This window comes from Marinospirillum minutulum DSM 6287, assembly GCF_000422325.1.
Classification (GTDB): domain Bacteria; phylum Pseudomonadota; class Gammaproteobacteria; order Pseudomonadales; family Halomonadaceae; genus Marinospirillum; species Marinospirillum minutulum.
This window is the reverse complement of record NZ_KE383818.1, coordinates 753,555-775,909: the sequence shown is the minus strand read 5'-3', so window position 1 is coordinate 775,909 and position 22,355 is coordinate 753,555. Positions and strand designations below refer to the sequence as shown.

Annotated in this window: 20 protein-coding genes; 3 read left to right on the top strand and 17 right to left on the bottom strand. The window is 41.5% G+C overall.

Going from position 1 to position 22,355, the window contains the following annotated elements; all coding sequences use genetic code 11:
* Positions 1-10 precede the first annotated feature (10 nt).
* The gene (locus H571_RS0113245; RefSeq protein ID WP_027849725.1) at positions 11-514 is read right to left on the bottom strand and encodes a L,D-transpeptidase; all 504 of its coding nucleotides are present in this window, start codon (positions 512-514) and stop codon (positions 11-13) included.
* A gap of 6 nt (positions 515-520) precedes the next feature.
* Complete coding sequence (locus tag H571_RS0113240) at positions 521-1,168, bottom strand: TetR/AcrR family transcriptional regulator (RefSeq protein ID WP_027849724.1); 648 nt, start codon at positions 1,166-1,168, stop codon at positions 521-523.
* 137 nt (positions 1,169-1,305) lie between these two features.
* Here H571_RS0113240 and acnA point away from each other — a divergent pair, with 137 nt between their 5' ends.
* Together acnA and H571_RS0113230 are read left to right on the top strand one after the other, a co-directional pair.
* Positions 1,306-3,966 carry an aconitate hydratase AcnA gene (acnA, locus tag H571_RS0113235; protein ID WP_027849723.1) on the top strand — a complete coding sequence of 887 codons (2,661 nt, stop codon included), beginning with the start codon at positions 1,306-1,308 and terminating at the stop codon, positions 3,964-3,966.
* A gap of 125 nt (positions 3,967-4,091) precedes the next feature.
* Positions 4,092-5,012, top strand: a complete 921-nt coding sequence (locus H571_RS0113230) for a 1,4-dihydroxy-2-naphthoate polyprenyltransferase (RefSeq protein WP_027849722.1) — start codon at positions 4,092-4,094, stop codon at positions 5,010-5,012.
* Positions 5,013-5,014: 2 nt separating this feature from the next.
* Here the strand turns inward: H571_RS0113230 and H571_RS0113225 are convergent, their stop codons facing one another.
* The 5 genes from H571_RS0113225 to H571_RS15295 all read right to left on the bottom strand — a co-directional run bounded on the left by H571_RS0113225 (position 5,015) and on the right by H571_RS15295 (position 9,806).
* A complete protein-coding gene (locus tag H571_RS0113225) occupies positions 5,015-5,596 on the bottom strand; it encodes an ATP-binding cassette domain-containing protein (RefSeq protein ID WP_027849721.1) in 582 nt (193 codons plus the stop codon).
* Positions 5,580-5,849, bottom strand: coding sequence for a type II toxin-antitoxin system RelE/ParE family toxin (locus H571_RS0113220; protein ID WP_027849720.1), 270 nt, complete (start codon positions 5,847-5,849; stop codon positions 5,580-5,582). The genes H571_RS0113225 and H571_RS0113220 overlap by 17 nt, the downstream gene beginning before the upstream one ends.
* Positions 5,846-6,064: a hypothetical protein gene (locus H571_RS0113215; RefSeq protein WP_027849719.1), complete on the bottom strand. Its 219-nt coding sequence runs from the start codon at positions 6,062-6,064 to the stop codon at positions 5,846-5,848. The genes H571_RS0113220 and H571_RS0113215 overlap by 4 nt, the downstream gene beginning before the upstream one ends.
* Before the next feature lie 95 nt (positions 6,065-6,159).
* The gene (serS, locus tag H571_RS0113210) at positions 6,160-7,431 is read right to left on the bottom strand and encodes a serine--tRNA ligase (protein ID WP_027849718.1); all 1,272 of its coding nucleotides are present in this window, start codon (positions 7,429-7,431) and stop codon (positions 6,160-6,162) included.
* Positions 7,428-9,806 carry a Lon protease family protein gene (locus H571_RS15295; RefSeq protein WP_169445780.1) on the bottom strand — a complete coding sequence of 793 codons (2,379 nt, stop codon included), beginning with the start codon at positions 9,804-9,806 and terminating at the stop codon, positions 7,428-7,430. The genes serS and H571_RS15295 overlap by 4 nt, the downstream gene beginning before the upstream one ends.
* A gap of 193 nt (positions 9,807-9,999) precedes the next feature.
* Here H571_RS15295 and H571_RS0113200 point away from each other — a divergent pair, with 193 nt between their 5' ends.
* The gene (locus H571_RS0113200) at positions 10,000-10,833 is read left to right on the top strand and encodes a substrate-binding domain-containing protein (protein ID WP_027849717.1); all 834 of its coding nucleotides are present in this window, start codon (positions 10,000-10,002) and stop codon (positions 10,831-10,833) included.
* An 11-nt stretch (positions 10,834-10,844) separates the two neighbouring features.
* Here the strand turns inward: H571_RS0113200 and H571_RS15655 are convergent, their stop codons facing one another.
* The 10 genes from H571_RS15655 to H571_RS0113150 all read right to left on the bottom strand — a co-directional run bounded on the left by H571_RS15655 (position 10,845) and on the right by H571_RS0113150 (position 22,330).
* Positions 10,845-11,258: a protein-export chaperone SecB gene (locus H571_RS15655; RefSeq protein ID WP_051168348.1), complete on the bottom strand. Its 414-nt coding sequence runs from the start codon at positions 11,256-11,258 to the stop codon at positions 10,845-10,847.
* Complete coding sequence (locus H571_RS15285) at positions 11,258-11,863, bottom strand: helix-turn-helix transcriptional regulator (RefSeq protein WP_245562353.1); 606 nt, start codon at positions 11,861-11,863, stop codon at positions 11,258-11,260. Before H571_RS15285 ends, H571_RS15655 begins: the two co-directional genes overlap by 1 nt.
* 2 nt (positions 11,864-11,865) lie before the next feature.
* On the bottom strand, positions 11,866-12,126 hold the full coding sequence (locus H571_RS0113185; RefSeq protein WP_027849716.1) for a hypothetical protein: 261 nt from the start codon (positions 12,124-12,126) through the stop codon (positions 11,866-11,868).
* Positions 12,127-12,422: 296 nt separating this feature from the next.
* Positions 12,423-14,003 (bottom strand): insulinase family protein, encoded by a 1,581-nt coding sequence (locus H571_RS16270; RefSeq protein WP_342664350.1) that lies wholly within the window; start codon positions 14,001-14,003, stop codon positions 12,423-12,425.
* On the bottom strand, positions 14,004-15,365 hold the full coding sequence (locus tag H571_RS16265) for an insulinase family protein (RefSeq protein WP_342664349.1): 1,362 nt from the start codon (positions 15,363-15,365) through the stop codon (positions 14,004-14,006).
* A 67-nt stretch (positions 15,366-15,432) separates the two neighbouring features.
* Positions 15,433-17,286, bottom strand: coding sequence for a DUF3413 domain-containing protein (locus H571_RS15275; RefSeq protein WP_051168347.1), 1,854 nt, complete (start codon positions 17,284-17,286; stop codon positions 15,433-15,435).
* A 45-nt stretch (positions 17,287-17,331) separates the two neighbouring features.
* The gene (locus H571_RS15270) at positions 17,332-19,269 is read right to left on the bottom strand and encodes an LTA synthase family protein (RefSeq protein ID WP_051168346.1); all 1,938 of its coding nucleotides are present in this window, start codon (positions 19,267-19,269) and stop codon (positions 17,332-17,334) included.
* A 29-nt stretch (positions 19,270-19,298) separates the two neighbouring features.
* Complete coding sequence (gene waaF / locus H571_RS0113160; RefSeq protein ID WP_245562352.1) at positions 19,299-20,300, bottom strand: lipopolysaccharide heptosyltransferase II; 1,002 nt, start codon at positions 20,298-20,300, stop codon at positions 19,299-19,301.
* Between the two features lie 31 nt (positions 20,301-20,331).
* On the bottom strand, positions 20,332-21,549 hold the full coding sequence (locus tag H571_RS0113155; protein ID WP_027849714.1) for an O-antigen ligase family protein: 1,218 nt from the start codon (positions 21,547-21,549) through the stop codon (positions 20,332-20,334).
* Positions 21,536-22,330, bottom strand: a complete 795-nt coding sequence (locus H571_RS0113150) for a glycosyltransferase family 2 protein (protein ID WP_027849713.1) — start codon at positions 22,328-22,330, stop codon at positions 21,536-21,538. The genes H571_RS0113155 and H571_RS0113150 overlap by 14 nt, the downstream gene beginning before the upstream one ends.
* Between the last annotated feature and the right edge of the window lie 25 nt (positions 22,331-22,355).

Here is a 22,355-nt window from a genome sequence, read left to right as displayed (position 1 = left end):
AAACAATAAACTAGCCAATTAAAACCTTGGTGCCAACTGGCACCAAGTCAAAAACTTCTAACATGGCCTCTGGCAACAAATTCACACAACCAGCTGAAGTAGGCACACCCATGGGTTTAGAATCAGGTACGCCATGCAAATAAATAAAGCGCCGCTGGGTATCTACTCTCCCACCCCGATTAAAACCCGTTTCTTCGCCACACAGCCATAAAATTCGACCTAGAATCCAATCCCTTTCAGGAAACTGAGCACTTAACTCAGCTGACCAAATTTCACCCGTTGGACGACGACCTCGGAACACCGCCCTTGCATCTTCACCTGCACCTATTTTTGCTCTAATCCTATGCCAACCACGTGGCGTACAACCACTACCTTCTAGCTCGCCCGCACCCGCTAGACCAGTAGCAACAGGCCAAGCATTTAGCAATTCATTTTTAGCTGACATCCAGCTTAAAGTTTGCTTAGCAATATCGACTTTTAACCATTCAGAGCTAGGTAAATAACTAACGGACATAACTGACTAGTGTACCAACTCTGGCTGCTCAGGAACTGGCGCTTGCATGGCTGCAGTTACTACTGGCAGCAAACGGGCAACTAAATCAGCAATGCGTGTTTTTTCATTGTAGTCACTTAAAGCTATGTCTCGTAAGGCATCTAAAGAAGACATGGTAAAAACCACCGCGCCTAACATAAAATGAATGCGCCAAAAACGCTCTGCATCAGGCAAATCGGCAGAGCTTAATTTTAATAAGTTAGTAAAGCGTAAAAAGGTTTGCCCGTAATGTTCTTGAAGGTAGCGGCGCATGTGACCCTGGGCTTGCGTATAGGCCAAACCTAATAAGCGCATAAATACCGATAAACTACCTTTGGTAGCTGGCACACTTACAGTGCAACGCGCTAAAACTTCTAGCAGCTCTTCTAGCGTCACCTCCGATTTTTTTTCTAAGCTAGCCAATTCCTTATTGAATTCTTCACAAAACGGGTCTAAATAACGTGCAAAAACGGCTTGAATAAGCGCCTTTTTAGAACCAAAGTGATAATTAACCGCTGCCAAATTAACCTTAGCACGACTAGTAATAACCCGCAGAGAGGTTTCAGCAAACCCCTTCTCAGCAAAAAGCGCCTCAGCGGTATCAAGAATTCGAACAACGGTATCGGACTGTGCCATGCCTACTCCAAGTTAAACAGGTGTTTCAAACATTATCCTTCGAGTAGAAGTCTAGGTCAACAAAACATCCACCTATTCTGTGCCAACTAAGCTAGACTGAAAGGCACGTCTATCCTTAATTACTAGGAGCAAACTTTATGAATCTTAATGCCAAGAGCTTTAAAACATTACAAGTAGGTCAACAAGCCTACGGTTATTTTAGCCTAGTCGAAGCTGCCAAAACCTACGGCCAGTTAGACCATCTGCCCATTTCAATTAAAATTCTTTTAGAAAACCTACTCAGATTTGAAGACGGCAAAACCATCACTCAACAAGACATACAAAATTTAGTGGATGGCAAAAAACTTGAAATTGCTTTTCGCCCTGCAAGGGTATTAATGCAAGATTTTACTGGTGTGCCTGGTGTAGTTGACTTAGCCGCCATGCGTGCTGCTGTAGCAGAACTAGGTGATGACCCAGAAAAAATTAACCCGCTTACCTCTGTTGACTTGGTTATTGACCACTCAGTCATGGTTGATGAATACGCCAACGATGAAGCTTTTGCCAAGAATGTTGCTATAGAAATGCAACGTAATGGTGAACGCTATACCTTTCTACGCTGGGGACAACAAGCCTTTAATAACTTTAAGGTAGTTCCCCCGGGTACCGGTATTTGCCACCAGGTTAATTTAGAATACCTAGCAGAAAGCGTTTGGAGCCAAAAAGTTGGTGACCTAACCCTAATTTACCCAGACACCCTAGTCGGTACCGATTCACACACCACCATGATTAATGGTTTAGGTGTACTCGGTTGGGGCGTGGGCGGTATAGAGGCCGAAGCTGCCATGCTAGGCCAGCCTATTTCCATGCTGCTACCCGAAGTTGTGGGTTTTAAACTGGTTGGCAAGCTAGCCGAAGGCATTACCGCCACTGACCTAGTATTAACCGTGACTCAAATGCTGCGCCAAGCCGGTGTGGTAGGTAAGTTTGTAGAATTTTATGGCCCAGGCTTAGCCGAACTACCCCTAGCCGACCGTGCCACCCTTGCCAATATGGCACCCGAATACGGTGCAACCTGTGGTTTCTTCCCAGTAGATCAAATCACGCTAGATTATTTGAAACTAACCGGAAGAGATCAAGCCGTTATTGATCGCGTAGAAAGCTACTGTAAAATCCAAGGTTTATGGCATAACCCAGAGCAAGAACCTAGCTTTAGTAGCAGTTTAGAACTTAACTTAACTAGCGTAGAACCCAGTCTTGCAGGACCAAAACGCCCCCAAGACCGAGTGCCACTTAGCCAAATTAAAAACACCTTCCAACAGCTACTTAGCAAACAAATTCCAGTCAGCAGTGCAGAAAAAGACCTCCAGGCAGAAGGTGGCAACCAGCTATCCACCGGCTCAGACCTAGATCATGGCGCTCTTGTCATTGCTGCCATTACCTCCTGTACTAACACCTCCAACCCCAGTGTAATGCTGGCGGCAGGTTTAGTGGCTAAAAAAGCAGTCGAGCTAGGCTTAAAAACTAAGCCTTGGGTAAAAACTTCCCTAGCGCCAGGTTCCAAAGTAGTGACCAGCTACCTAGCAGCAGCAGGACTTGATACCTACCTAGACCAACTGGGTTTTAATCTGGTGGGTTATGGTTGCACCACCTGTATAGGCAATTCAGGACCACTGAATCCTAAAATAGAAAAAGCCATAGTAGAGCAACGGCTAACAGTAGCCGCCGTGTTATCTGGCAACCGTAACTTTGAAGGGCGCATTCACCCACTTGTAAAAACCAACTGGCTAGCCTCGCCACCGCTGGTAGTTGCCTATGCTCTAGCTGGCGATATTACTATCGACCTTACCCAAGAACCGCTTGGCTACAACCCAGACGGTAAAGCCATTTATTTAAAAGATATTTGGCCTAGCAATGCTGAAATTGCTCAAGCAACCACTTCTGTAACCAGTAAAATGTACCGAGAAGAATACGCTGCTGTATTCGATGGCGATGCAAGTTGGCAAGCAATTCAAATACCTCAAGAAAAAACCTACACCTGGCCAGACTCTAGCTACATTAAGCACCCACCCTTCTTTGCAGGCTTAACCCGTGAACCTGCGCCTATAAAAGATATAGACAACGCAGCCTTACTCGCTATTTTGGGTGACTCAGTAACAACTGACCATATTTCACCGGCTGGTGCGATTAAACCCTCTAGCCCTGCGGGGCGCTACCTACAAGAATTAGGCATAGGAATAGCCGACTTTAATAGCTATGGTTCAAGACGCGGTAACCATGAAGTGATGATGCGCGGCACTTTTGCCAATGTGCGTATTAAAAACGAAATGCTAGAAGGCGTTGAAGGTGGTGAAACACGTCATTACCCCTCCGGTGAGCAACTAGCCATTTACGATGCAGCTATGCGCTACACAGCAGAAGATCGCCCTCTAGTGGTAGTAGCAGGTAAAGAATATGGTACAGGCTCATCACGTGACTGGGCAGCTAAAGGCACACTACTTTTAGGAGTGCGTGCAGTAATTGCTGAATCCTACGAGCGTATTCACCGTTCTAACCTAGTGGGTATGGGCGTATTACCCCTAGAGTTTACTAACGGACAAAACCGCCAAACCCTAAAACTTGATGGCACAGAAAGTTTTAGTATTAGTGGACTAAACCAGCTGGAAGCAGGACAAACCCTGCAAGTTCAACTAACCCGCAAAGATGGCAGCCAAGAAACGATCAATACCCTTTGCCGTATTGATACCGGCAATGAACTGGATTACTACCGCCACGGCGGCATACTCCACTATGTATTGCGTAAGCTGATTAATAACTAAGTCAAAAGTACTTTAGCCACGAACTTTAAGTTCGTGGCTAACTTAAGTTATTTAAGCTCCCACCTAATATTCAGGAAAAAAACAGTAGCTGGTGTATAATGCTTTTCTTACCTAAAGGACTTGGCATGAAAAACTCCGTAACTATCTGGCTTAGTGCTAGCCGCCCCAAAACCCTTCCCCTAGCTTTAGTTTCCATCCTAACCGGTAGTGCCTTAGCTTTTGCTAGTGGCCAGTTTTCTTGGACAATTACTTTTTTATCCTTAATTACCGCTACGTTACTGCAAATTTTATCTAACCTAGCCAACGACTATGGCGATGCCGTAAAAGGCACCGACAATGCCCAACGCCTTGGTCCTATTCGCGCCCTACAGACTGGCAAAATTAACCTAACTGCTATGCGTAACGCGATTATTATTAATGTATTACTCACCCTACTCGCAGGGTTGGCGCTTATTTTTTACGCCCTAGATTCCTTAGAAAGCATTCTAATTTTTTTATTGCTTGGTGTGCTGGCCATTACCGCAGCCATTGCCTATACCGTCGGTAATCGCCCCTATGGCTACGTTGGGCTAGGCGATTTATCCGTATTTATATTTTTTGGTTTATTAGGTGTGCTTGGCAGCTGTTTTCTACAAACGGGTAAGCTAGATTTTAGCTTAATACTCCCCAGCATCGGCTGCGGTCTAATGGCGGTAGCCGTATTAAATGTTAATAATATGCGGGATATTGAAAATGACGCAGAATGCGGAAAGTACACAGTTGCCGTGCGTCTAGGACAAGAAAAAGCCAAGAAATACCACTTTGTACTGCTTGCTGGGGCTATCTTAGCTTTTGGCAGCTACCTACTTAGCCAAGACAAACCCCTTTGGATAAGCCTGCCATTTTTGCTTAGCTTAGTGGTAGTTATTCAACACGGTAAAGCCGTGTGGAAAACTTCTAAACCCGCACAAATAGCGCCTATGCTACCGGTTATCGTAAAATGCTCGCTCATCACCAACCTACTTTTTGTGGGTGTGGTTATAGCACAAACCTTAAGCATGGTTTAAAACTAATCTCTAAACTGCAATCTTGCTAATTTAAGATAAAGCGCTGAACTTTCTAGTAATTCTTCGTGCGTACCTGAAGCCACTAACTGCCCTTGGTCGATAAGTAAAATTCTATCGGCTGATACTATGGTCGAAAGCCGGTGCGCTATCACCAAAGAAGTGCGGTTTAACATTAGCTTATCTAAAGCCAACTGTACTTGTTGCTCGCTAGCCGCATCTAAAGCGCTAGTGGCTTCATCTAACAGCAAAACTTGCGGGTCACGTAATAAAGCCCTAGCTATGGCTAAACGCTGCCTTTGCCCACCCGACAACTGCACACCACCTGGCCCTAAATAGGTTTGCATTCCCTCAGGTAATTTTTGAATAAATTCCAAAGCTTGCGCCTGCTCAGCTACTTGTAGAACTTCTTCATCCGAAGCATCTGGGCGACCATAACGAATATTTTCTTCTGCTGTGCCGGTAAACAAAACTGGCTCTTGCGCGACTAACGCCATGCAGCGGCGTAAATCGCTCGGCTGTAACGCACGTAAATCAATACCATCTAGCAGAATACGCCCTTGGCTGGGGTCATAAAAACGCAGCAATAACTTTAATAACTTGTATTTGCTGTTGCTCTTTAACTACTCTAAAAATAACTGAGTAAGAAAAGCGTTTCATCAAGCAGCGACGTGTTCTTTTAGATAAGGGTGTCCAAGCTTCTGGCTGGGCTTGAATACGCTCCAATGTAGCCATAAACTCTTGTACAAACTCGTAACCTAAGCCTGCTCTTTCATCATTGTAATAGTGTTTTGTCTCTATCAAGCTCTGGCGAGCATATTCAGAAACAAAGATTTTCATTTATTAAGCTCGGATAACACACTTCCCAAAGAATGAAGCTTGACTCTATTCTTATCAATTTCTGTGCAGATATTTTCAGCATGTTCGGCCCAAACAAATTCATGTTTTGAAGATGCCTCATCATGCTGAAAACTATCTATCAATAAATCCATCAGCTTTACCCTATCAACTGGAGAAAGGAGAAGTGCTTCTTTGAATAAAGATTCAGTTTGCATAGTGTTTCCCCCCTACTTTTTTTGATATTCACTTTACTTATTCTTACAGCAAAGCTAGGTAATTGCCAATTGACAGACAAGAAAGAATCAATAGCCTAAACGTACTCCAACCCACCCATATACCCTTTGAGCACTTCAGGTACTTTTATCCGGCCATCTTCCTGCTGGTAGTTTTCCATCACTGCTACTAAACAGCGACCCACGGCCAAGCCTGAGCCGTTTAAGGTATGTAGAAGCTCTGGTTTATTGGTTTCTGGGTTTCTAAAACGGGCTTGCATACGTCTGGCTTGGAAGTCTTCACAGTTAGACACTGAAGAGATTTCTCGATAGGTGTTTTGGCTAGGTATCCATACTTCTAGGTCATAAGTTTTGCTGGCACCAAAGCCCATATCACCGGTACAAAGGGTAATTACTCGGTAGGGAAGGCCTAGCTTTTGTAGAATAGTTTCTGCATGGCCGACCATTTCTTCTAAAGCAGCATAAGAAGTGGCTGGATGAACCAACTGCACCATTTCTACTTTTTCAAACTGGTGCTGGCGAATCATGCCACGAGTATCTTTACCATAAGCGCCCGCTTCAGAACGAAAACAGGCACTTAAAGCGGTTAACTTAACCGGCAACTGATCCGCAGCAAGAATGCCATCACGGGCAATATTGGTTAGCGGCACTTCAGCCGTTGGAATTAAGTAATACTCATGGTCGGCATGCAGTTTAAACAAGTCTTCAGAAAACTTAGGCAACTGCCCCGTACCAAACAAGCTGTCTTGGTTAACGATTAAGGGCACATTGCACTCTTCATAGCCATGTTCATCAACCTGCGTATTCAACATAAACTGTGCCAGCGCTCGGTGTAAACGCGCAATACCACCGCGCATTAGATTGAATCTTGCACCGGTTAACTTGGCCGCAGTTTCAAAATCTAACAGGCCGCTTTTTTCGCCTAAATCCACATGGTCTTTAATTTCAAAAGCAAAACTTGGCTGTTCACCCCAACGCCGCACTTCCAAGTTATCGTCTTCATCTTTACCCACCGGTACTGACTCATGCGGCAAGTTAGGTAAATTAGCAATTAAATCTTGATAGCGGGTTTGTACTTGGCTTAATTCAGCTTTGGCAGCATCCAGTTTTTCACCCAAGTCAGCCACGGCAGCCAACAAGGGTTGAATGTCTTCACCGGCAGCTTTGGCTTTACCAATGTTTTTGGCACTGGCATTACGCTCGGCTTGCAGGCTTTCAGTTTGCACTTGTAGGTTTTTGCGTTTTTCTTCTAGGGCGATAAAAGCGGCTTTATCTAGCTCAAAACCACGCTTGGCTAAGCTGGCTGCTACAGCATCCAATTCTGTTCGTAATAATTTTGCATCAATCATTTCTTTACTGGCTCACTTTTAGTGTCTTTTTCTTTAATATCTTTTTCTTTAGCATCTTTCGAATCTTCTTCGTCATCATCATTGTCTTTTTCACGCAAACGATCCAAGCGATCCGTTATTTTTTCATAAACCTTTTTAGCGGGCAAACCTAGCAATAGCTGTACGGCTTCTTCTACTTGGCTTACCGCCCAAATATGAAACTGCTTTTGCTTGACTGCTTCCAATACTTCTTCGCGCAACATGAGTTGCATCACATTCTGCTGGGGAATAATCACCCCCTGTTCACCGGTTAAGCCACGTGCTTGGCAAACTTCAAAAAAACCTTCAATTTTTTCATTCACACCACCGATGGGTTGTACTTCACCCAACTGGTTAATCGAACCTGTTACCGCAAGGCTTTGTTTAACTGGCACTTCGGCCATAGCTGACAACAAACAAACCAATTCAGCCAAAGAAGCCGAATCACCATCAACACCTGCATAAGACTGCTCAAACACCAGGCTAGCATCTAAGGGTAGGCTGTCTTCCGAGCCAAATAAGCCACATAAGAAGCCAGTTAGAATCATCACACCTTTAGAGTGCATAGAACCACCTAGGTGCACACTGCGCTCTATATCTAGCACTTCACCATTGCCATAGTGTACCCGAGCGGTAATGCGTGAGGGCTGGCCGTGGTAAAAATCATGCCCACCTACCACAGTTAAACCATTCACCTGCCCTACCTGCTGACCACTGCTGCTAATCATAATGAAGTCTTCAGTAATCGACTCCAGCATTTGCTCTGGGTAGCGACCACCACGGCGACGACGGGCTTGTAAGGCTTCACGCACATCATCGACTTCAATGCAGGGTTTAAGTTGACGGGTAGCAATATAATCGGCTTCACGCAATAAATGGCTTAATTCAGCAGCATTCAAAGAAATTTTGCCCTGATGCTCAGCCATGCGTGATGCTTCTTCAATCATACGCATTACACCCTGCTTACTAACGGGTAAAAGGTTTTCGCTAGCAACCATGCTTGATACCAAGCGAGTGTATAAACGCTGGTTAGGTACACTGCGTGGCATTTCAGTTTCAAACTCGGCTACCACCTTAAACAGCTCCATAAACTCAGGGTCTTGTTCCTGCAAGGCATTTAATACATCGTAATCACCCAATAAAGCCACGGTACAACTTAGTGGAATAGGCTCTGGCTCTAAAGACACACTGCCTGAAACCGACAACTGGCGCTCTAACGTATCAATTCGCAAGCTACCAGTACGTAGTGCTAGTTTTAAACCATCCCAAGCATAGGGTTGGCTTAAAATACGCTCTGCATTCAATAATAAAAAACCACCATTGGCACGATGCAAAGCACCCGGGCGAATTAACGAGAAATCTGTGGCAACTGTTCCCTGATAGGTGACATTTTCTATATGACCCACAATATTGTTATGGGTCGGCAAGGCTTCTTCAATAACAGGCGCATGGTCACTGGTTGCATGGCTAATCACCAAATTCACCTGATAGCGGGTTGGAATGCGTTTATCCGGTGACACGCTTGCTATGGCATCTTCATCGTCTTCGTCTAGGTCTAAAAAAATAGCCAGATTATCTAACAAATCTTTATGCATTGCTTTTAGATAAGCTTCAATGCGTGGAAACTCAGCATACTTAGTTAATAACTCTTGCAGGTCATCACCCAAGGCATCATTAGTTACTTCTTCGTTTAATGCCTGTTGTTCTAAGCGGCTTTGTTTTTCTAGCTGGGCTAGGTGACGTAGTAAAACCCGCAGTTTCTTTTCCATCTGCTCAATGGCTTCACGAAAAGCTTTGCGCTGTTCATCATCTAAAGCCGCAAAAGTATCGGCCTCCATCGGCTGACCTTCTTCATTTGCAGGCACAAACATATAACCGCCTGGGGACTGCAGCACCAGCTTTAATTGCAAAGGCTCGGCTTCTAGGGCTAGCTTTTTTAAAGCATCTGACTGTTGTTCAGAATAATAGTCTTTAATTTTTTCAGCCCGCTCAAAAAAGCCTTCGTTATCAAAAGCGGCGGGGATCGACTGTTTTAAATCTAAAATAAATGCCTGTAAATCGGCTTTAAAAACCTGCCCCAAACCACAGGGCAAGCGTACTGCCCAAGGTTTGCGTGGGTTTACAAAATCGTGCAGGTACATCCAATCAGAAGGCGCTTCCATTTTGGCTGCCCGCTGCTCTAAAAAGCGCCGCACCATGGTTCGTTTACCTAAACCATCGTGCCCTACCGCAAAAATGCTATAACCCTTACGGTTAATGGCTGTAGCAAAACACAAGGCTTCTTCAGCACGTTTTTGACCAATAAAGGTATCTAAGGGTGGAATAGTCTGAGTCGTTTCAAAACTAAAATCGCTCACACGGCAAGCTTTGTACAGTTTACTTAGCGGCAGGGGCTTAGGAGTTCTCATTAGGGGTCTTGGTAATCCATTTTACATTTATCTATTAAAAGGCTGGCAGATTAACAGCCCTACAACAAAAGAGCGATAGGCAAAGCGTATTTCAAACGGTAAGATTACTAGCCTTTATTAGAACAGACAAAAGTATAAATAGATGACTAACGGATTTAGAATTTTAAGCAGCCTTCTTATTGCTTTACTCTTAGCCTTACCCGCTTGGGCCAACACCTTGCGATCTGAGTCTAAGCTGCCCATGAGTCAGTTTAATTTCCAAGGCTATGTACCTGAAAGCAAAGAAAGCCGCAATAAAGATGAAGACCCTAACCTCATTAGAATTCACGTTGACCCTGATCTTTACTGGGTGCTTAATCAGGTAATCGACAATTTTCAGCTAGAACACCCTAGCCCGTTTCGAATTCATCAGGGCAAGGGTGATGACCATTCTAACCTGCTAGATGATGGCTATACTTTCGACCTAGTCATTAGCGCAGAAATGGACTATGTGCAAAGCTTGTATAACCGCAAAGCGGCATCTCAGGTGCAAGTGCTTGCCCTAGGTCGGTTAGGGCTTTGGGCGCCAAGAGAAACGGTACGCAGTACCAGCGTGATTAGCCTACAAAACGGTGCGATAGGTTTAATGCCAGAAGGCAGTGTTTACCACCGAGCCGCCTTAGAAGTGCTTGAGCGTAATGAGCTGGATAAAAAAGTAAAGAGCCGCTTAACCACCATGACAGCTTTTCAAGACCTTTTTGCACAAATACAAGAAAATGAAATTCCTATGGGGTTTTTACCTTGGAATCGTTTAGTGCAGGGTGGGGTAAGTCAACGGAGGGAAGTATTAAAACTAAGAGCAGACCACCATGGTGCTATCGTACATGGCATAGCACTAACCAATGCGGGTAATGCTAGAGAAGAAGTGAAAACCTTCTGGCGGTTTGTTCATGGGGCTAAAGGGAAAGCGGTGTTTAAGGCAGCAGGGTTTGATTAAAAGCTATTGCTTTATTTATTTTTAGAATTGTTTTCATTTAGCTCAACAAAGTTTACTGTTGGTAGATATAAAGCTGGATAACCAGCACCTACCAAAGTATTAGTAATAAAGCTTCTTAGATAAGGGTAAGCAATTGCTGGTGCATTAATGCTGGCAAAAGATCCTTCAAGAAACTCTTTAGATAAAGGTTCTTCACCTTCAAAAAAAGCCCAATATTCGCAGCTTATTACTAAGTTAACATCTAGACTTGCAGTTAACTTAATTTGAAAACAGACAGCAAAACCCTGTGATTCTTTAACTTCAGATGAACGAACACTGACTTTAAAAGAATCAATTATTAACCCTGTGTTGACTACTAGCTGAGTAGAATTAGAACTATGTATTGAAAGCTCTTTTGCCAGCGTTTTGACCAATTGAAATTTCATCAGGCAACCTCTGCCGTACTTGATAAAGCTTGTTTAGCAGAAAAAGTAGCACTAGTAGTAACTAGATACTCTTTTATCACTTGGCTGTTACTAGTGTAATTGCTGATTAGCTTTGTAGAACTTGGTTTTGCTCGGCTAGCTAAATTTAATTCTAGATTTATTTTAGCCACCTCCATAACCAATGGATCAAAACTGTAGCTTTTATTTTGTTCTATCCAATTTAATGTTTCAGCAAGATGCCAAAGACCACTTTTACCTTCATGTAAAGGCGCTGGAAAACCAGCGTTATTCTCATAAAGTTTGCGCACTTGTTGGCGTGAAACAGCTACTATCTCAGCTATATCGGTTAAGCCTACATAATCTGGCATGGCTTCTATTAGCGTAGCTTCTGGCAATAAATTTAAGACATCCTGATGGGCGCTTAGAATTGCTACTTCAGCACTAGTGGCTTCGCGCACAAACTCTAAAGCTATTTTTCCAGCAACACCTATACCAATAAGTGCATCATCACAGCCATTTTCATAAAGCTCAGCGGCTAGCTTATCTGCATCATACTCTTGGCCAGGTAACTTGTATTTTAAAGTAAACTCATATTCTTTAGTCATAACTACCCCTCTTCACGAGTGGATTGTTGGTGCTTGCATTTATCTACAACACGCCGTATTTGCTTTGCATGCGTAACAGCATTTCTTGGTGTGCTGTTAATCGAGGTAATACAAAACTCACCACAACGGCAATCTTTATCATTTATAGGACAGTACATTTTTCCCCAAGCATGAGAACCACCCACCTCGACTCTCCAGTTATTTTGCTCTGCATACCGGATAGCCTCTTCAACCTCTTTCTTTGAATGGCGTGGACGAGTCATTATTCTTGCATGCCCCCCAGTTGTCAACTGACAACTGATATGTTTATTTACCAATATACAAGTAGATTATTAATTTTAAACTTCATCTAAAGGGATGCAGATGCTGAGCTTACAAGCAGGCAGGCAGGCTATTAGTTTTTCAGGCTTCATCTGCAGGGATGCAGATGTTGAGCTTACAAGCAGGCAGGCAGGTTGTTAGTTTTTCAGGCTTCATCTGCAGGGATGCAGATGTTGAGCTTACAGGGACGTATTTACAGCGCCCTGAAAAACTAATACCTGCCACACAAGCTCTGAAACTACACCTCTAGCCTTTCATAACTTGCATCTAAGCTTTCTGCTGTTTTGGCGTTGGTTATCACGGCCACACTGGCTAATTCTGGTTTTAGGTAAGCAGCGGCAACTCGCAATAAGTCTTCGCCCGTTACGGCTAAAATACTGGCTCGGAAGGCTTTACGGCTTTCGGGTGTGCGGCCAAACAAGCTAGAGAAGAAGGTAGACCTTGCATCGCCTGCCGGTGAACCAGGTTTGTCTATTGAAGACACCACGCCTAAAATGGCTTCTTCTAGCTTTTGTTGGTCTACCGGCTGTTCCTGCAACCAAGTTAAAGAAGCATAAAAATCTGCAAGCGTGCCTTCTACTCTAGGGTCACGGTAAGAGAAGAAACGGAATACTGCATCGCCGTTATCCTGCCCAGCACCAGCGCCATAAGCACCGCCCTGTTCACGAATCGCACGGTGTAAAAAGCCATTACGCAAATAATCACCCAACACAGTTAAAGCGGCTGCATCAGCATGACCACCGGGAACGGTTGGGAAAGCTAAGGCACAGAAATTAACCTGCGTACTGGTTAGCCATAATTGCTTTACAGGCTCACGAGTTTTGGGTAACTGCAAAGCTTGCCAAGTCGTTGCCACGGGTAAACTTGCCCAGTGGGTTTGTAAGGCATCTAACATAGCTTGCTGATGGTCAGCTTCTGCCACTAGCAAAAACTGCCTAGGCGCTTGTTTAATTTTATTATGCAAAACCACTAAACGAGCCGACAAATCTGCTAGCACTGTGTTTGCAGCAGCCTTATCACCTTCAGCTTTAATTTCTTGTGCAAGTGCTTTAGCAGTTTGAATTGCCACTAAGCCCGAAGTTTGCTGGGTAAAATTAGCCACTGGGCTAAATTTAGCAGCCGCAGCTTGCATGGCTAAGGCATGGCCTCGCCCAGTAATAGAATTAGCTAAACGTGAACTACGCTGGGCAACAATTTCTGCAATGCGGGGCAATTCATCAAAACGGGCTTTTTCTAGCGTTTCAGCCATTAAAGCTTGTAAAGCCTGTTGATTCACCGCCAAAGCTTTACCCGATAATACCAAGTAGCCGCTAACCTGTTGCTCGTCTTCTTTAGCGCCACGCACCGTAAAGGAAGCACTTAAACCACCCGACACTTCACTTTGTAAAGCTTGGTTGGCTCGGTAATCCCGCTCGGCACAACCTAATTCAGTCATGCAGTGGGCAAATAAAGGCATTAACTGCTGTTCAGCTTCATTCAGTTGCGGCAAATCTAACACCGCCTGCAAATACACCAAGCCATTCGTGCCGGCAGTAAACCACTGGCCTTTTACCTTGCCAGCAGCCACAGCTTCAGCGGTTGGTAGGTGCATTTCTAAAGGCACGTCTTGCAGGGTTACTTTAGGTAATAAACTATCGTCATCCACCTGCTGCTGACGGGCTTCTAAAGCTTTGGCCTGCTCAACAATTGCCTGCTTTTGTTCCGCCGTTAGTTCTGCTTTCATTGCCGCTAAACGTGCCGCTTCAGCCGCATCTTTTTTAGCGGTTAACTGGTTATCGGGGCGCAAAGTTAGTCGTACACGGTGTGGGTTATCTAACAATCATTCACGAATTAAATTAGGAATAAAGTCCGCATCTTTAACCGCTTCACGCAACTTTGCTAAGGCAGGGTCAATATTCAATACCGAAACAGGGTCGCCACGGTGAATTGCCGCTGACATACCGGCCAAAATTAACTGCAAACCAAACGGCATACCATCGCCAGTAATTTCACGCTGGCTTAATTCCAACTGATGCAACTGCGCCGCTACGCTTCGAGGGTCAACGCCTTCATCAGCCACCTTTTGCAAAGTATCTAAAATTAACTGTTCAACCGCTGCGGCATCTTCCGGCTCACTGCCTTCCAAACCACAGACAAAACTCATTTCACGGTTAGAATCTTCCAAACCACACAAGGGCGAAGGACCAGTACCTAAAGTGCTCGATTCCAAAGCCGCTAATAAGGGTGAACTGGAATTATCCAACAACACCCGCTCTAATAAATGCGCCTTCATCAAGGCATCGACATCAATCGAACGCGGCAATAACCAACCCAAAACATGGTGGGTTTGCTTAGACAAATCTTCTTGGTCTAGCGCATAAGCCTCTTCCACCCGCACCGGCGCAAAATAACGCTTTTCATCCGGCACCTTCAGCTCGATATCGCTGCGCTCAAAATTGCTTAACGCCTGCTGGTGAATTTTTTCTTGCAAAGCCGCCACATCTAAATCACCAAAAGTCATAAACACCGCATTGCTGGGGTGATAATGGCTGGCATAAAACTCACGCAACTGCTCATAGGTTAAATCAGGTATGGAAGCAGGCTCACCACCGGAATTATGGTGATAAGTGGTTTCAGGAAATAAATATTTAGTAAAGGTTTGCCAAAGCGTAGAAGTGGGCGAACTCATCGCACCCTTCATTTCATTAAATACCACACCCTTGTAAACCAAGTCCGATTCAGGATTATTTGGCTCTGCAAATTCAACACGGTGGCCTTCTTGGGCAAAATCCATCGGGTCTAAACGTGAGAAAAACGCCGCATCTAAATACACATCCAACAGGTTATCAAAATCTTTTGGGTTCAAGCTGGCAAAAGGGTAAGCCGTCCAATCACTGCTAGTAAAAGCATTCATAAAGGTATTTAACGAACGACGAGTCATCATAAAAAACGGATCACGTACCGGAAAACGCTCGCTACCACATAAAGCCGTGTGCTCTAAAATATGCGCCACGCCGGACGAGTCTTGCGGCATAGTACGAAACGCTACCAAAAACACCTTCTCTTCCTGCGCCGCCGCCAAGTGGAAATGCTTAGCACCGGTTTGAATATGCTCGTACTCTTGCACTTCTAAATTTAACGAAGCTACGGCTTCGCTGCGGAGAAAGCGGAAAGAAGAACTTGACACAGGTGTTACCGACATAGAAACCTCATAAAAACCACTAAATAAATACCTAAGAAAATAAACCAAGCCAAGAGACTTTAGACTATCATTTTTTTTCACTTTTAAAGTAAAAGGAAAGTTGTTTCATTGCTTCTAAGACCCATGAGGGAAAATTTTCTTTTGCTAAAGATTGATAATTATTATCTCGAATTATAGAGCGACCAAACTCATCTACCGTTACAATGCGATCATCATTAATAAATGCATAATCTGAATAACTAGCAGCGATAAACCAAAACGCACTATTACGCTCCTCTTCTTTTAGACTATTATGCCCAACACTATAGTCACTTGTCTTATTAATACAGCCCATATAGTTTGAAAAAAGCATAGGAAGTACATCATAGTGGGTAGTCATAGACTCTATACTTTTTGAGCCTAAATCAGAATCATAAAGAATAAATGGAACAGATAACTGCCAGCTAGAAAAGTTACTATTATGTCCCCAGTAATTCATACCTAAGTCATTAAACTCTTGACCATGATCTCCAGTAATAACTAGCAAAGTATTATCAAGCAACCCTCTTTTTTCTAAATCTTTAATAACTCTATCTATTTGAGAATCAACAAAATTTACTGAGTTCAAATAACGGTTTATAAATGGTGTAGGTTCAAACTCTTGATTAAGCTGAAAATAGTTTACTTTTTCCCATACAGGCTGAAAAACTTCAGGATATTCTTTTGGATAGTCATAACCGTGCGGTGCATCATAAAACAAAAAACCAAAAAAAGGTTCGTTAGTAACATTATCTTGCTGTGTCGCTAACCAGACCAACCAATCATCCGTTAAGTTGATATCTCGTTCCGAGGGAGAGTTGCCTATTGACTCAGTTCTTAGGTTATTTACAGTTGCAAAAACTGTTCGATCAAACTCAGGTTTACGAAGATGAGCGCTAGAAAATACGCCAATTTCATAATTCTGGTTTTGTAACTCAGTTATAAGAGGGCTGGGAATTCCATTGTTTAAAAATGAGTGCCAATAAGTTGGAGGCACACCATAAAAAAGTGAAAATATGCCACCGCGTGTACTGTTGCTACCACTAAAATGTTTGTTAAATGAAATAGCATTATTTTTTGAAATATCAAAGATACTAGGTGTTATTTCATCGGAAAAAGCATCTGCTCTCCATGAGTCTATTACAACAACTAGGATATTCTTGGGCTGTTCAGGTTTTTTACACTCTAGCGGCGATTTTGGATAGACTAAATCTCCAGTATTTTTAGTTACACTAACTCTTGAATTCTTAAGTTTTTCTTTGTCAACTAGATTATGCTTAAGCATAAATCTCTGAGCAGTAGTTGCGTGCATTAATGGATAAAAACGTGCTTGGCTTGTCACATCATGAATACTGTTAGCATCAGAAAAGGCATGCAAAAAATGACTGCTAAGTAAACAAACTGCTAGTAGTATATGAAAATATTTACTTTTTCGACCAGCTAGATAACGAAAAATCAAAAGGCATATAAAAAGGGAGACCATAAAAGATATTAACAAACCAGAAAATAACAGAACCCACATATCCCATGAAAAAGAAATAATCTGACCATCAGTATCATTTATCATCAAATCAATAACAAAATAACTTATATGAAATCTATACTGATCGAAAACCAAGGTATCAATAAATAACAAAGTTGAAAACAGTGACAAAAACAAAGAAGATATTAATAAAAGCAATCGTGGTGCTGGTATAGTTGCTATCAAAAACAAAGGCAATATTGCAATAAAAGATAAAAGCCAGTAATGTGATGGTAGGGTTGTAATAAAATACACCCACCCTAAATTGCTTTCAGGCCAAGACATCCAATGAAAGTACCTCAACCCAATAAGTGCAAGTAATATGCCATTAACTAAAATAAACCAAGACAAGTAACTTAAACGACTACTAAAATTTTTCATATATCAAGAAAACCTAATAAAATTAAATCTAGGGCTACTTAAAGCTTACTTTTCATAGGTAACCAAGCTTGCTGGTTCACTTGGCAACCATTCATTTTGTATTAAACGCTGATCAGCCAATTGCATACGCCATTTTAACCAGTTTGCTATGGGCTTTTTTATTTCATCTTGTACATAAGCACCAAAAGCACCTTGTTCTGAATGACGGTTAAAACCAAACCAACCTAGAGGTGACAGCCACCCTGTCATTTGACCACGTTGCACCATAACTCCATCCAGCTCCTTTTCGACAGGTCTTAATAATGAACGACCAAAACTAGCAATAGGCTCCGTAATACCAAGCAAGTCAACCAGTGTAGGTAATACATCGTACTGGGAAGCATAAGCTGCCTCACGACCAGGCTGTAAAGATTGATCCGGTGTATAAATAACCAAGGGAATACGGAAGGATTTATCTAATTCTGTTGCAGAAGCTCTTAGTACATGATCAGCAACAAAAACAAAAACCGTATCTTGGTACCAAGCCTGCTTAGAAGCACTCTGCATAAACTCACCTAGCGCCCAATCACTGTAAAACAAAGTATTTAAATAAGCAGATTCTGCATTTTTAGTGTGCTCATAGCGGTGAAATTTTTCACCAGGATCAGGAAAAGGTTCGTGGGTTGTTCCCGTAAAAAGAAACGCTAGAAAGGGTTTTTTTTCAGGCTTATTTTCGAGGAAATCCGCTAGGTGCATTAAAGCTTCATAATCCCAACCAAATGATGGCACCTCAACTGGGTAGTTAAGACGAAGACCTAAGTCTTCTTTACCAAAATAGTAGTCAAAGCCCATGGCAGCAGCAACTCCATCCATATGATAAGAACGGCGATTAGAAGACTGCATCATCACACTTTGATAACCACGACTTCTCAACAAGGTTGCCAAACTCGTCATTCTATTTTGCTCTAGGCCCCACCCAATAACGGGTTGACTAACTAGTAGAGGTACGGAAGTTAAAACAGCTTGAATCCCCTCAATACTCCTTTGGCCTGCTGCAAAAGCATTTTCCCAAACGCGAGACTCACTTATTAACTTATCCATATTAGGTGTTACACCATAGTTACTGGCAGCTAAACCATCAATATATGCGCTACTCCAGCTTTCTAGTAAAATTATTACAATATTTTTATTTGCAGCCAAAGAAATCTCAGAACCTAGGTGTTGTACAAAAGGGTCTTCTCCCTTAGAAGCATACTCAAAAGTTTTTTCAGTTAGCGCTTCCTCGGTGTAAAAGCTTAGAGGAAGCAACTTATTATCTAACCCAAGCCGTACAGCATGAATAACCGCAAAGGCACCATTCAAAGCAAGCGCAGTTTGCTGCTCGTTTCCTGCTTTATTTGCATCAATAAAACTTAGAGGCTTGCTAGTTAAAACCCCGCCTCGTCCAGCAATCACCATTATCAAAAAAATTAAAATGCTCCCAAATGAGCGAAGGACTAAACTTCCACTTAAGTTAACTGTTGAAGGTAAAACCACCAATTTTTTCCAAAGTAATGCAAGCACAAGTAAAACTGGCAAAGAAATAAGTAAAACTAATAAACGTGAGCTTAACGCCAACTCGAAAAACATACCAAAATCTTGAGTTAATAGTAATAACTCTCTACCCGCATGACGATAAACCTCACCAAAATAAAGCATATCACCTAAATTTATTGTCCATAAAATAACTAGAACAACAAAAGTCGACCACAATAAAATCTTAACAAGCTTGGCACGCCATTCAAAATTAAAAGGTAAAATTATTGGCAATAAAAAAAACGAAATGCAAACAGTTGTAATAGCAGCATCAAAACGCATTCCAACTAAAAAAGATCTAGATATTTCAAAAAAACTTAACGTTGAAAAATAGTCAGGATAATAGAATAAAAAAATTAGACGTATGAGTGCAAAAACAAAAAAAGAAAAAAACAATATACGCAAGGGTGTTAAAATCAAGTTACCCATAAAAAACTCCAAAACACAAAAGATAATTATTAATTAATACTACTTAAAACCTGTTCAACTAAAATATTATTTAAGCAATTGGTATGCCCTAAAGGGCAGGTACGTTTAAAACAAGGAGAACAGTCTAAATTTAAATAATAGATTTGAGAATTAACAGTTAAGGGTGGTGTAAAAGCTGGTGAAGAGGACCCGTAAATTGCATGAACTTTAGTACCTACGGCAGCAGCAACATGCATTAGACCTGAGTCATTAGTAACCGCAGCTTGGGACGCTGCAAGCAAATCTACTACATCAGCTAACTGTGTTTTACCACATAAATTATGCAAGTCTGATAAACCAGACGCAGCAATTTCAGCACCAGCGGCTGCATCTTTAGGACCACCTAAAACTAAGACTTGCATACCTGACGCAACTAATTTTTCAGCTAATACACGAAAATAACTTAAAGGCCATTGTTTAGCCGTACCATATTCTGCACCGGGCATTAAAGCTACTACTGGGTTACTATTTAAACCCAAGCTTTGAAAAAGTGACTGCTGATTCAGAGAATCTACCTCTAACTTAGGAAAACTAACTAAATCTGAAGTAAACTCTTCTATGGCAGATAAACCTAGCGAAGTATAACGTTTAACGGTTTGGTCTAAAAGCTTTTTATCTAACGGTCTATGATCATTCAGTAAGCCATAACGCTGTTCACCTAAAAAACCAGTGCGGAGCGGAATTTTTGCAGCAAAAGGAACCAAAGCAGATTTCCATGAACGGGGTAGTACAATAGCTTGAGAATACTCTTCATTAACAAGACTACGCCCTAGCTTCCAGCGTTCCACCATACCCCAATGCCCATGCCCAAAAGGCAGAACCAGTGTTTTAGTGACCTCTGGCATGCGTGATAAAATAGGCTCAGACCAAGCAGGAGCCAATACATGAATACGACATCCAGAAAAACGAAAGCGCAGCAACTTAAATAAGCTCTGCGCCATCACCATATCACCCACCCAAGAAGGGCCAACTACTAAAATCTTTTTACGCATAAACATAACTTAAAAACTCTAATTTAGTAAACTAACCTATACACCTTCCTCTCTGGTATTGATTAGCAAGAACATACATTATAGTAACTGAAATTAAATAGAAAGATATTCCAATATTCTTTGTTAACAATGATTCTGTTAAACTAAAATCAATAAAACAAAATGAAATCACACAACCAGAGATTGCAAAAGGATTAAAAAAACCATTATTAAGACTTCTAAATAAAAGAATAGGAATGAGATATAGAAAAATTAATAAGATAAAACCTAACAAGCCTCTTTCAGCCAAACTATCCATATAATCATTATGACTATGAGAAAAATGAAGAACAATAGAATCAATTATTTCATCTTCAACTAATTTCTCTTTATTATTTAATATGTTTTCTGCACCAACACCAAGTAAAGGAGCTTCTTTAAAAGTTAAAATTGAAAACTTCCACATTTCTAACCTTGCACCTACAGATGTTGCTTTATTATCATTATTAAAATATTGGTCAACATCTGACACGGCATGTAAAGCACGCTCATAAACTCCGGAATTTGGAATAGCAATAACTGCAATGATAGAAATAATGAAAACCAGTAGAGTTTTCTTAAGCAGTTCTAATTTATTAATATCAGGATTCAAGCTTACAAACATATAAAAAGAAATAAATGGAAGCCCTATCCAACCACCACGAGAACCAGAAAGAAATGAGCTAAATACACCAAGAGCACCTGCAATCAAAATAAAATAATAAAAGTATCTTGCTCTTTCTTTATAAAAATAAGCTAAGCAAATTGACATTAAACCTAATGCCATAGAAAAATCACCAAATATAATAGGGTGAAGAAAATCACTTGTAGGGCGGCCTAGCCCCAGAATATACTTGCCATAGAATGCAATAATAAAGGATAAGACAGCACCTAAAGAAACACCCCAGATGACAAGGTGCTTATTTAAGTTAAACTTCAATAATGCTAGTAAGGCTAGAGATATAAAAACTATACGAACTGGTTTATCAATATCTGAAAAATCGAAATTATCAAAAAAAACAATGAGACACCAAAGTGAGCCAACAACAAACCAGAGTTTACTAAAGACTTTATCTTTAGCTGATAAATCAAAATTGTTACCCTTATTTAACAGCAACAATATAATTGCAGCCAAAAAACTAAAATAACCTAGTGCAACACTAATCTTAAACACTGTAATTAAAGCAAAAAACAAAAAAATAAAAACTGTAAGAGCATTATTTATTATCATTAAAAAACCTCCCCACACCATCTACACAACGTATTAATTTATTCTTTATTGTCAACTTGAGTAGAGCATCATTCTCTGGTAGAGAGTTCCTAACATTTTCTTTATGATAAAGATGATAAGCAATACCACCAAACTTGAAATATAGTCGTCTTTTACCAGCATTTAATAAACGAACAACAAAATCACTATCTTCTCTTCCCCAACCAACAAACTCATTATTAAAGCCGTTAACCTCAACTATATCTTTGCGCCACACGCCCATATTACAACTACGAGTTGCTTTGTCATTATTTCTTTCATAAGAAAATAGCTTCGACAAAAAGTTACTATTAATTGCATTTTTTCTATTCCTCAACCCAGGACTAAAAAAGGAGGGCTTATAACCACCTTCAATTATACGTTTTGTGATTTTCTTGTTAGTTATAACTCTACCACCCTGTATAAAAAAGCCGGGTAAAATAGCATCTTTATATGATTGTACAAATTTCTTATCAAGAACCATATCGCCGTCAATCATAATGATATAGTCACCAGACGATTTAGCAAAGGCACGATTTCTACTCATTGCTGCACGAAACCCTTTGTCTTCTTGCCAGCTATGAATTAATGGTATAGGAAGCTTTTTCTTGTATTCTTTAATTAACTTCCAAGTAGGCTCTGCTGAACCATCATCTGCAATAATTACTTCATCAGGTAAAACTGTTTGATTAATCACACTATCCAGAACGACAGCTAATGCTTCTGCCCAATTATAGGTTGTAATCACCAATGATATTTTCATTTATACCTTAAAATAAATAAAATGA

Bases quoted from the DNA above. Each gene is read 5' to 3' on its own strand.
- H571_RS0113245 (WP_027849725.1), bottom strand. From the start codon at position 514: ATGTCCGTTAGTTATTTACCTAGCTCTGAATGGTTAAAAGTCGATATT.
- H571_RS0113240 (WP_027849724.1), bottom strand. From the start codon at position 1,168: ATGGCACAGTCCGATACCGTTGTTCGAATTCTTGATACCGCTGAGGCG.
- acnA (WP_027849723.1), top strand. From the start codon at position 1,306: ATGAATCTTAATGCCAAGAGCTTTAAAACATTACAAGTAGGTCAACAA.
- H571_RS0113230 (WP_027849722.1), top strand. From the start codon at position 4,092: ATGAAAAACTCCGTAACTATCTGGCTTAGTGCTAGCCGCCCCAAAACC.
- H571_RS0113220 (WP_027849720.1), bottom strand. From the start codon at position 5,849: ATGAAAATCTTTGTTTCTGAATATGCTCGCCAGAGCTTGATAGAGACA.
- H571_RS0113215 (WP_027849719.1), bottom strand. From the start codon at position 6,064: ATGCAAACTGAATCTTTATTCAAAGAAGCACTTCTCCTTTCTCCAGTT.
- serS (WP_027849718.1), bottom strand. From the start codon at position 7,431: ATGATTGATGCAAAATTATTACGAACAGAATTGGATGCTGTAGCAGCC.
- H571_RS0113200 (WP_027849717.1), top strand. From the start codon at position 10,000: ATGACTAACGGATTTAGAATTTTAAGCAGCCTTCTTATTGCTTTACTC.
- H571_RS15655 (WP_051168348.1), bottom strand. From the start codon at position 11,258: ATGAAATTTCAATTGGTCAAAACGCTGGCAAAAGAGCTTTCAATACAT.
- H571_RS15285 (WP_245562353.1), bottom strand. From the start codon at position 11,863: ATGACTAAAGAATATGAGTTTACTTTAAAATACAAGTTACCTGGCCAA.
- H571_RS0113185 (WP_027849716.1), bottom strand. From the start codon at position 12,126: ATGACTCGTCCACGCCATTCAAAGAAAGAGGTTGAAGAGGCTATCCGG.
- H571_RS16265 (WP_342664349.1), bottom strand. From the start codon at position 15,365: ATGTCGGTAACACCTGTGTCAAGTTCTTCTTTCCGCTTTCTCCGCAGC.
- H571_RS15275 (WP_051168347.1), bottom strand. From the start codon at position 17,286: ATGAAAAATTTTAGTAGTCGTTTAAGTTACTTGTCTTGGTTTATTTTA.
- H571_RS15270 (WP_051168346.1), bottom strand. From the start codon at position 19,269: ATGGGTAACTTGATTTTAACACCCTTGCGTATATTGTTTTTTTCTTTT.
- waaF (WP_245562352.1), bottom strand. From the start codon at position 20,300: ATGCGTAAAAAGATTTTAGTAGTTGGCCCTTCTTGGGTGGGTGATATG.
- H571_RS0113155 (WP_027849714.1), bottom strand. From the start codon at position 21,549: ATGATAATAAATAATGCTCTTACAGTTTTTATTTTTTTGTTTTTTGCT.
- H571_RS0113150 (WP_027849713.1), bottom strand. From the start codon at position 22,330: ATGAAAATATCATTGGTGATTACAACCTATAATTGGGCAGAAGCATTA.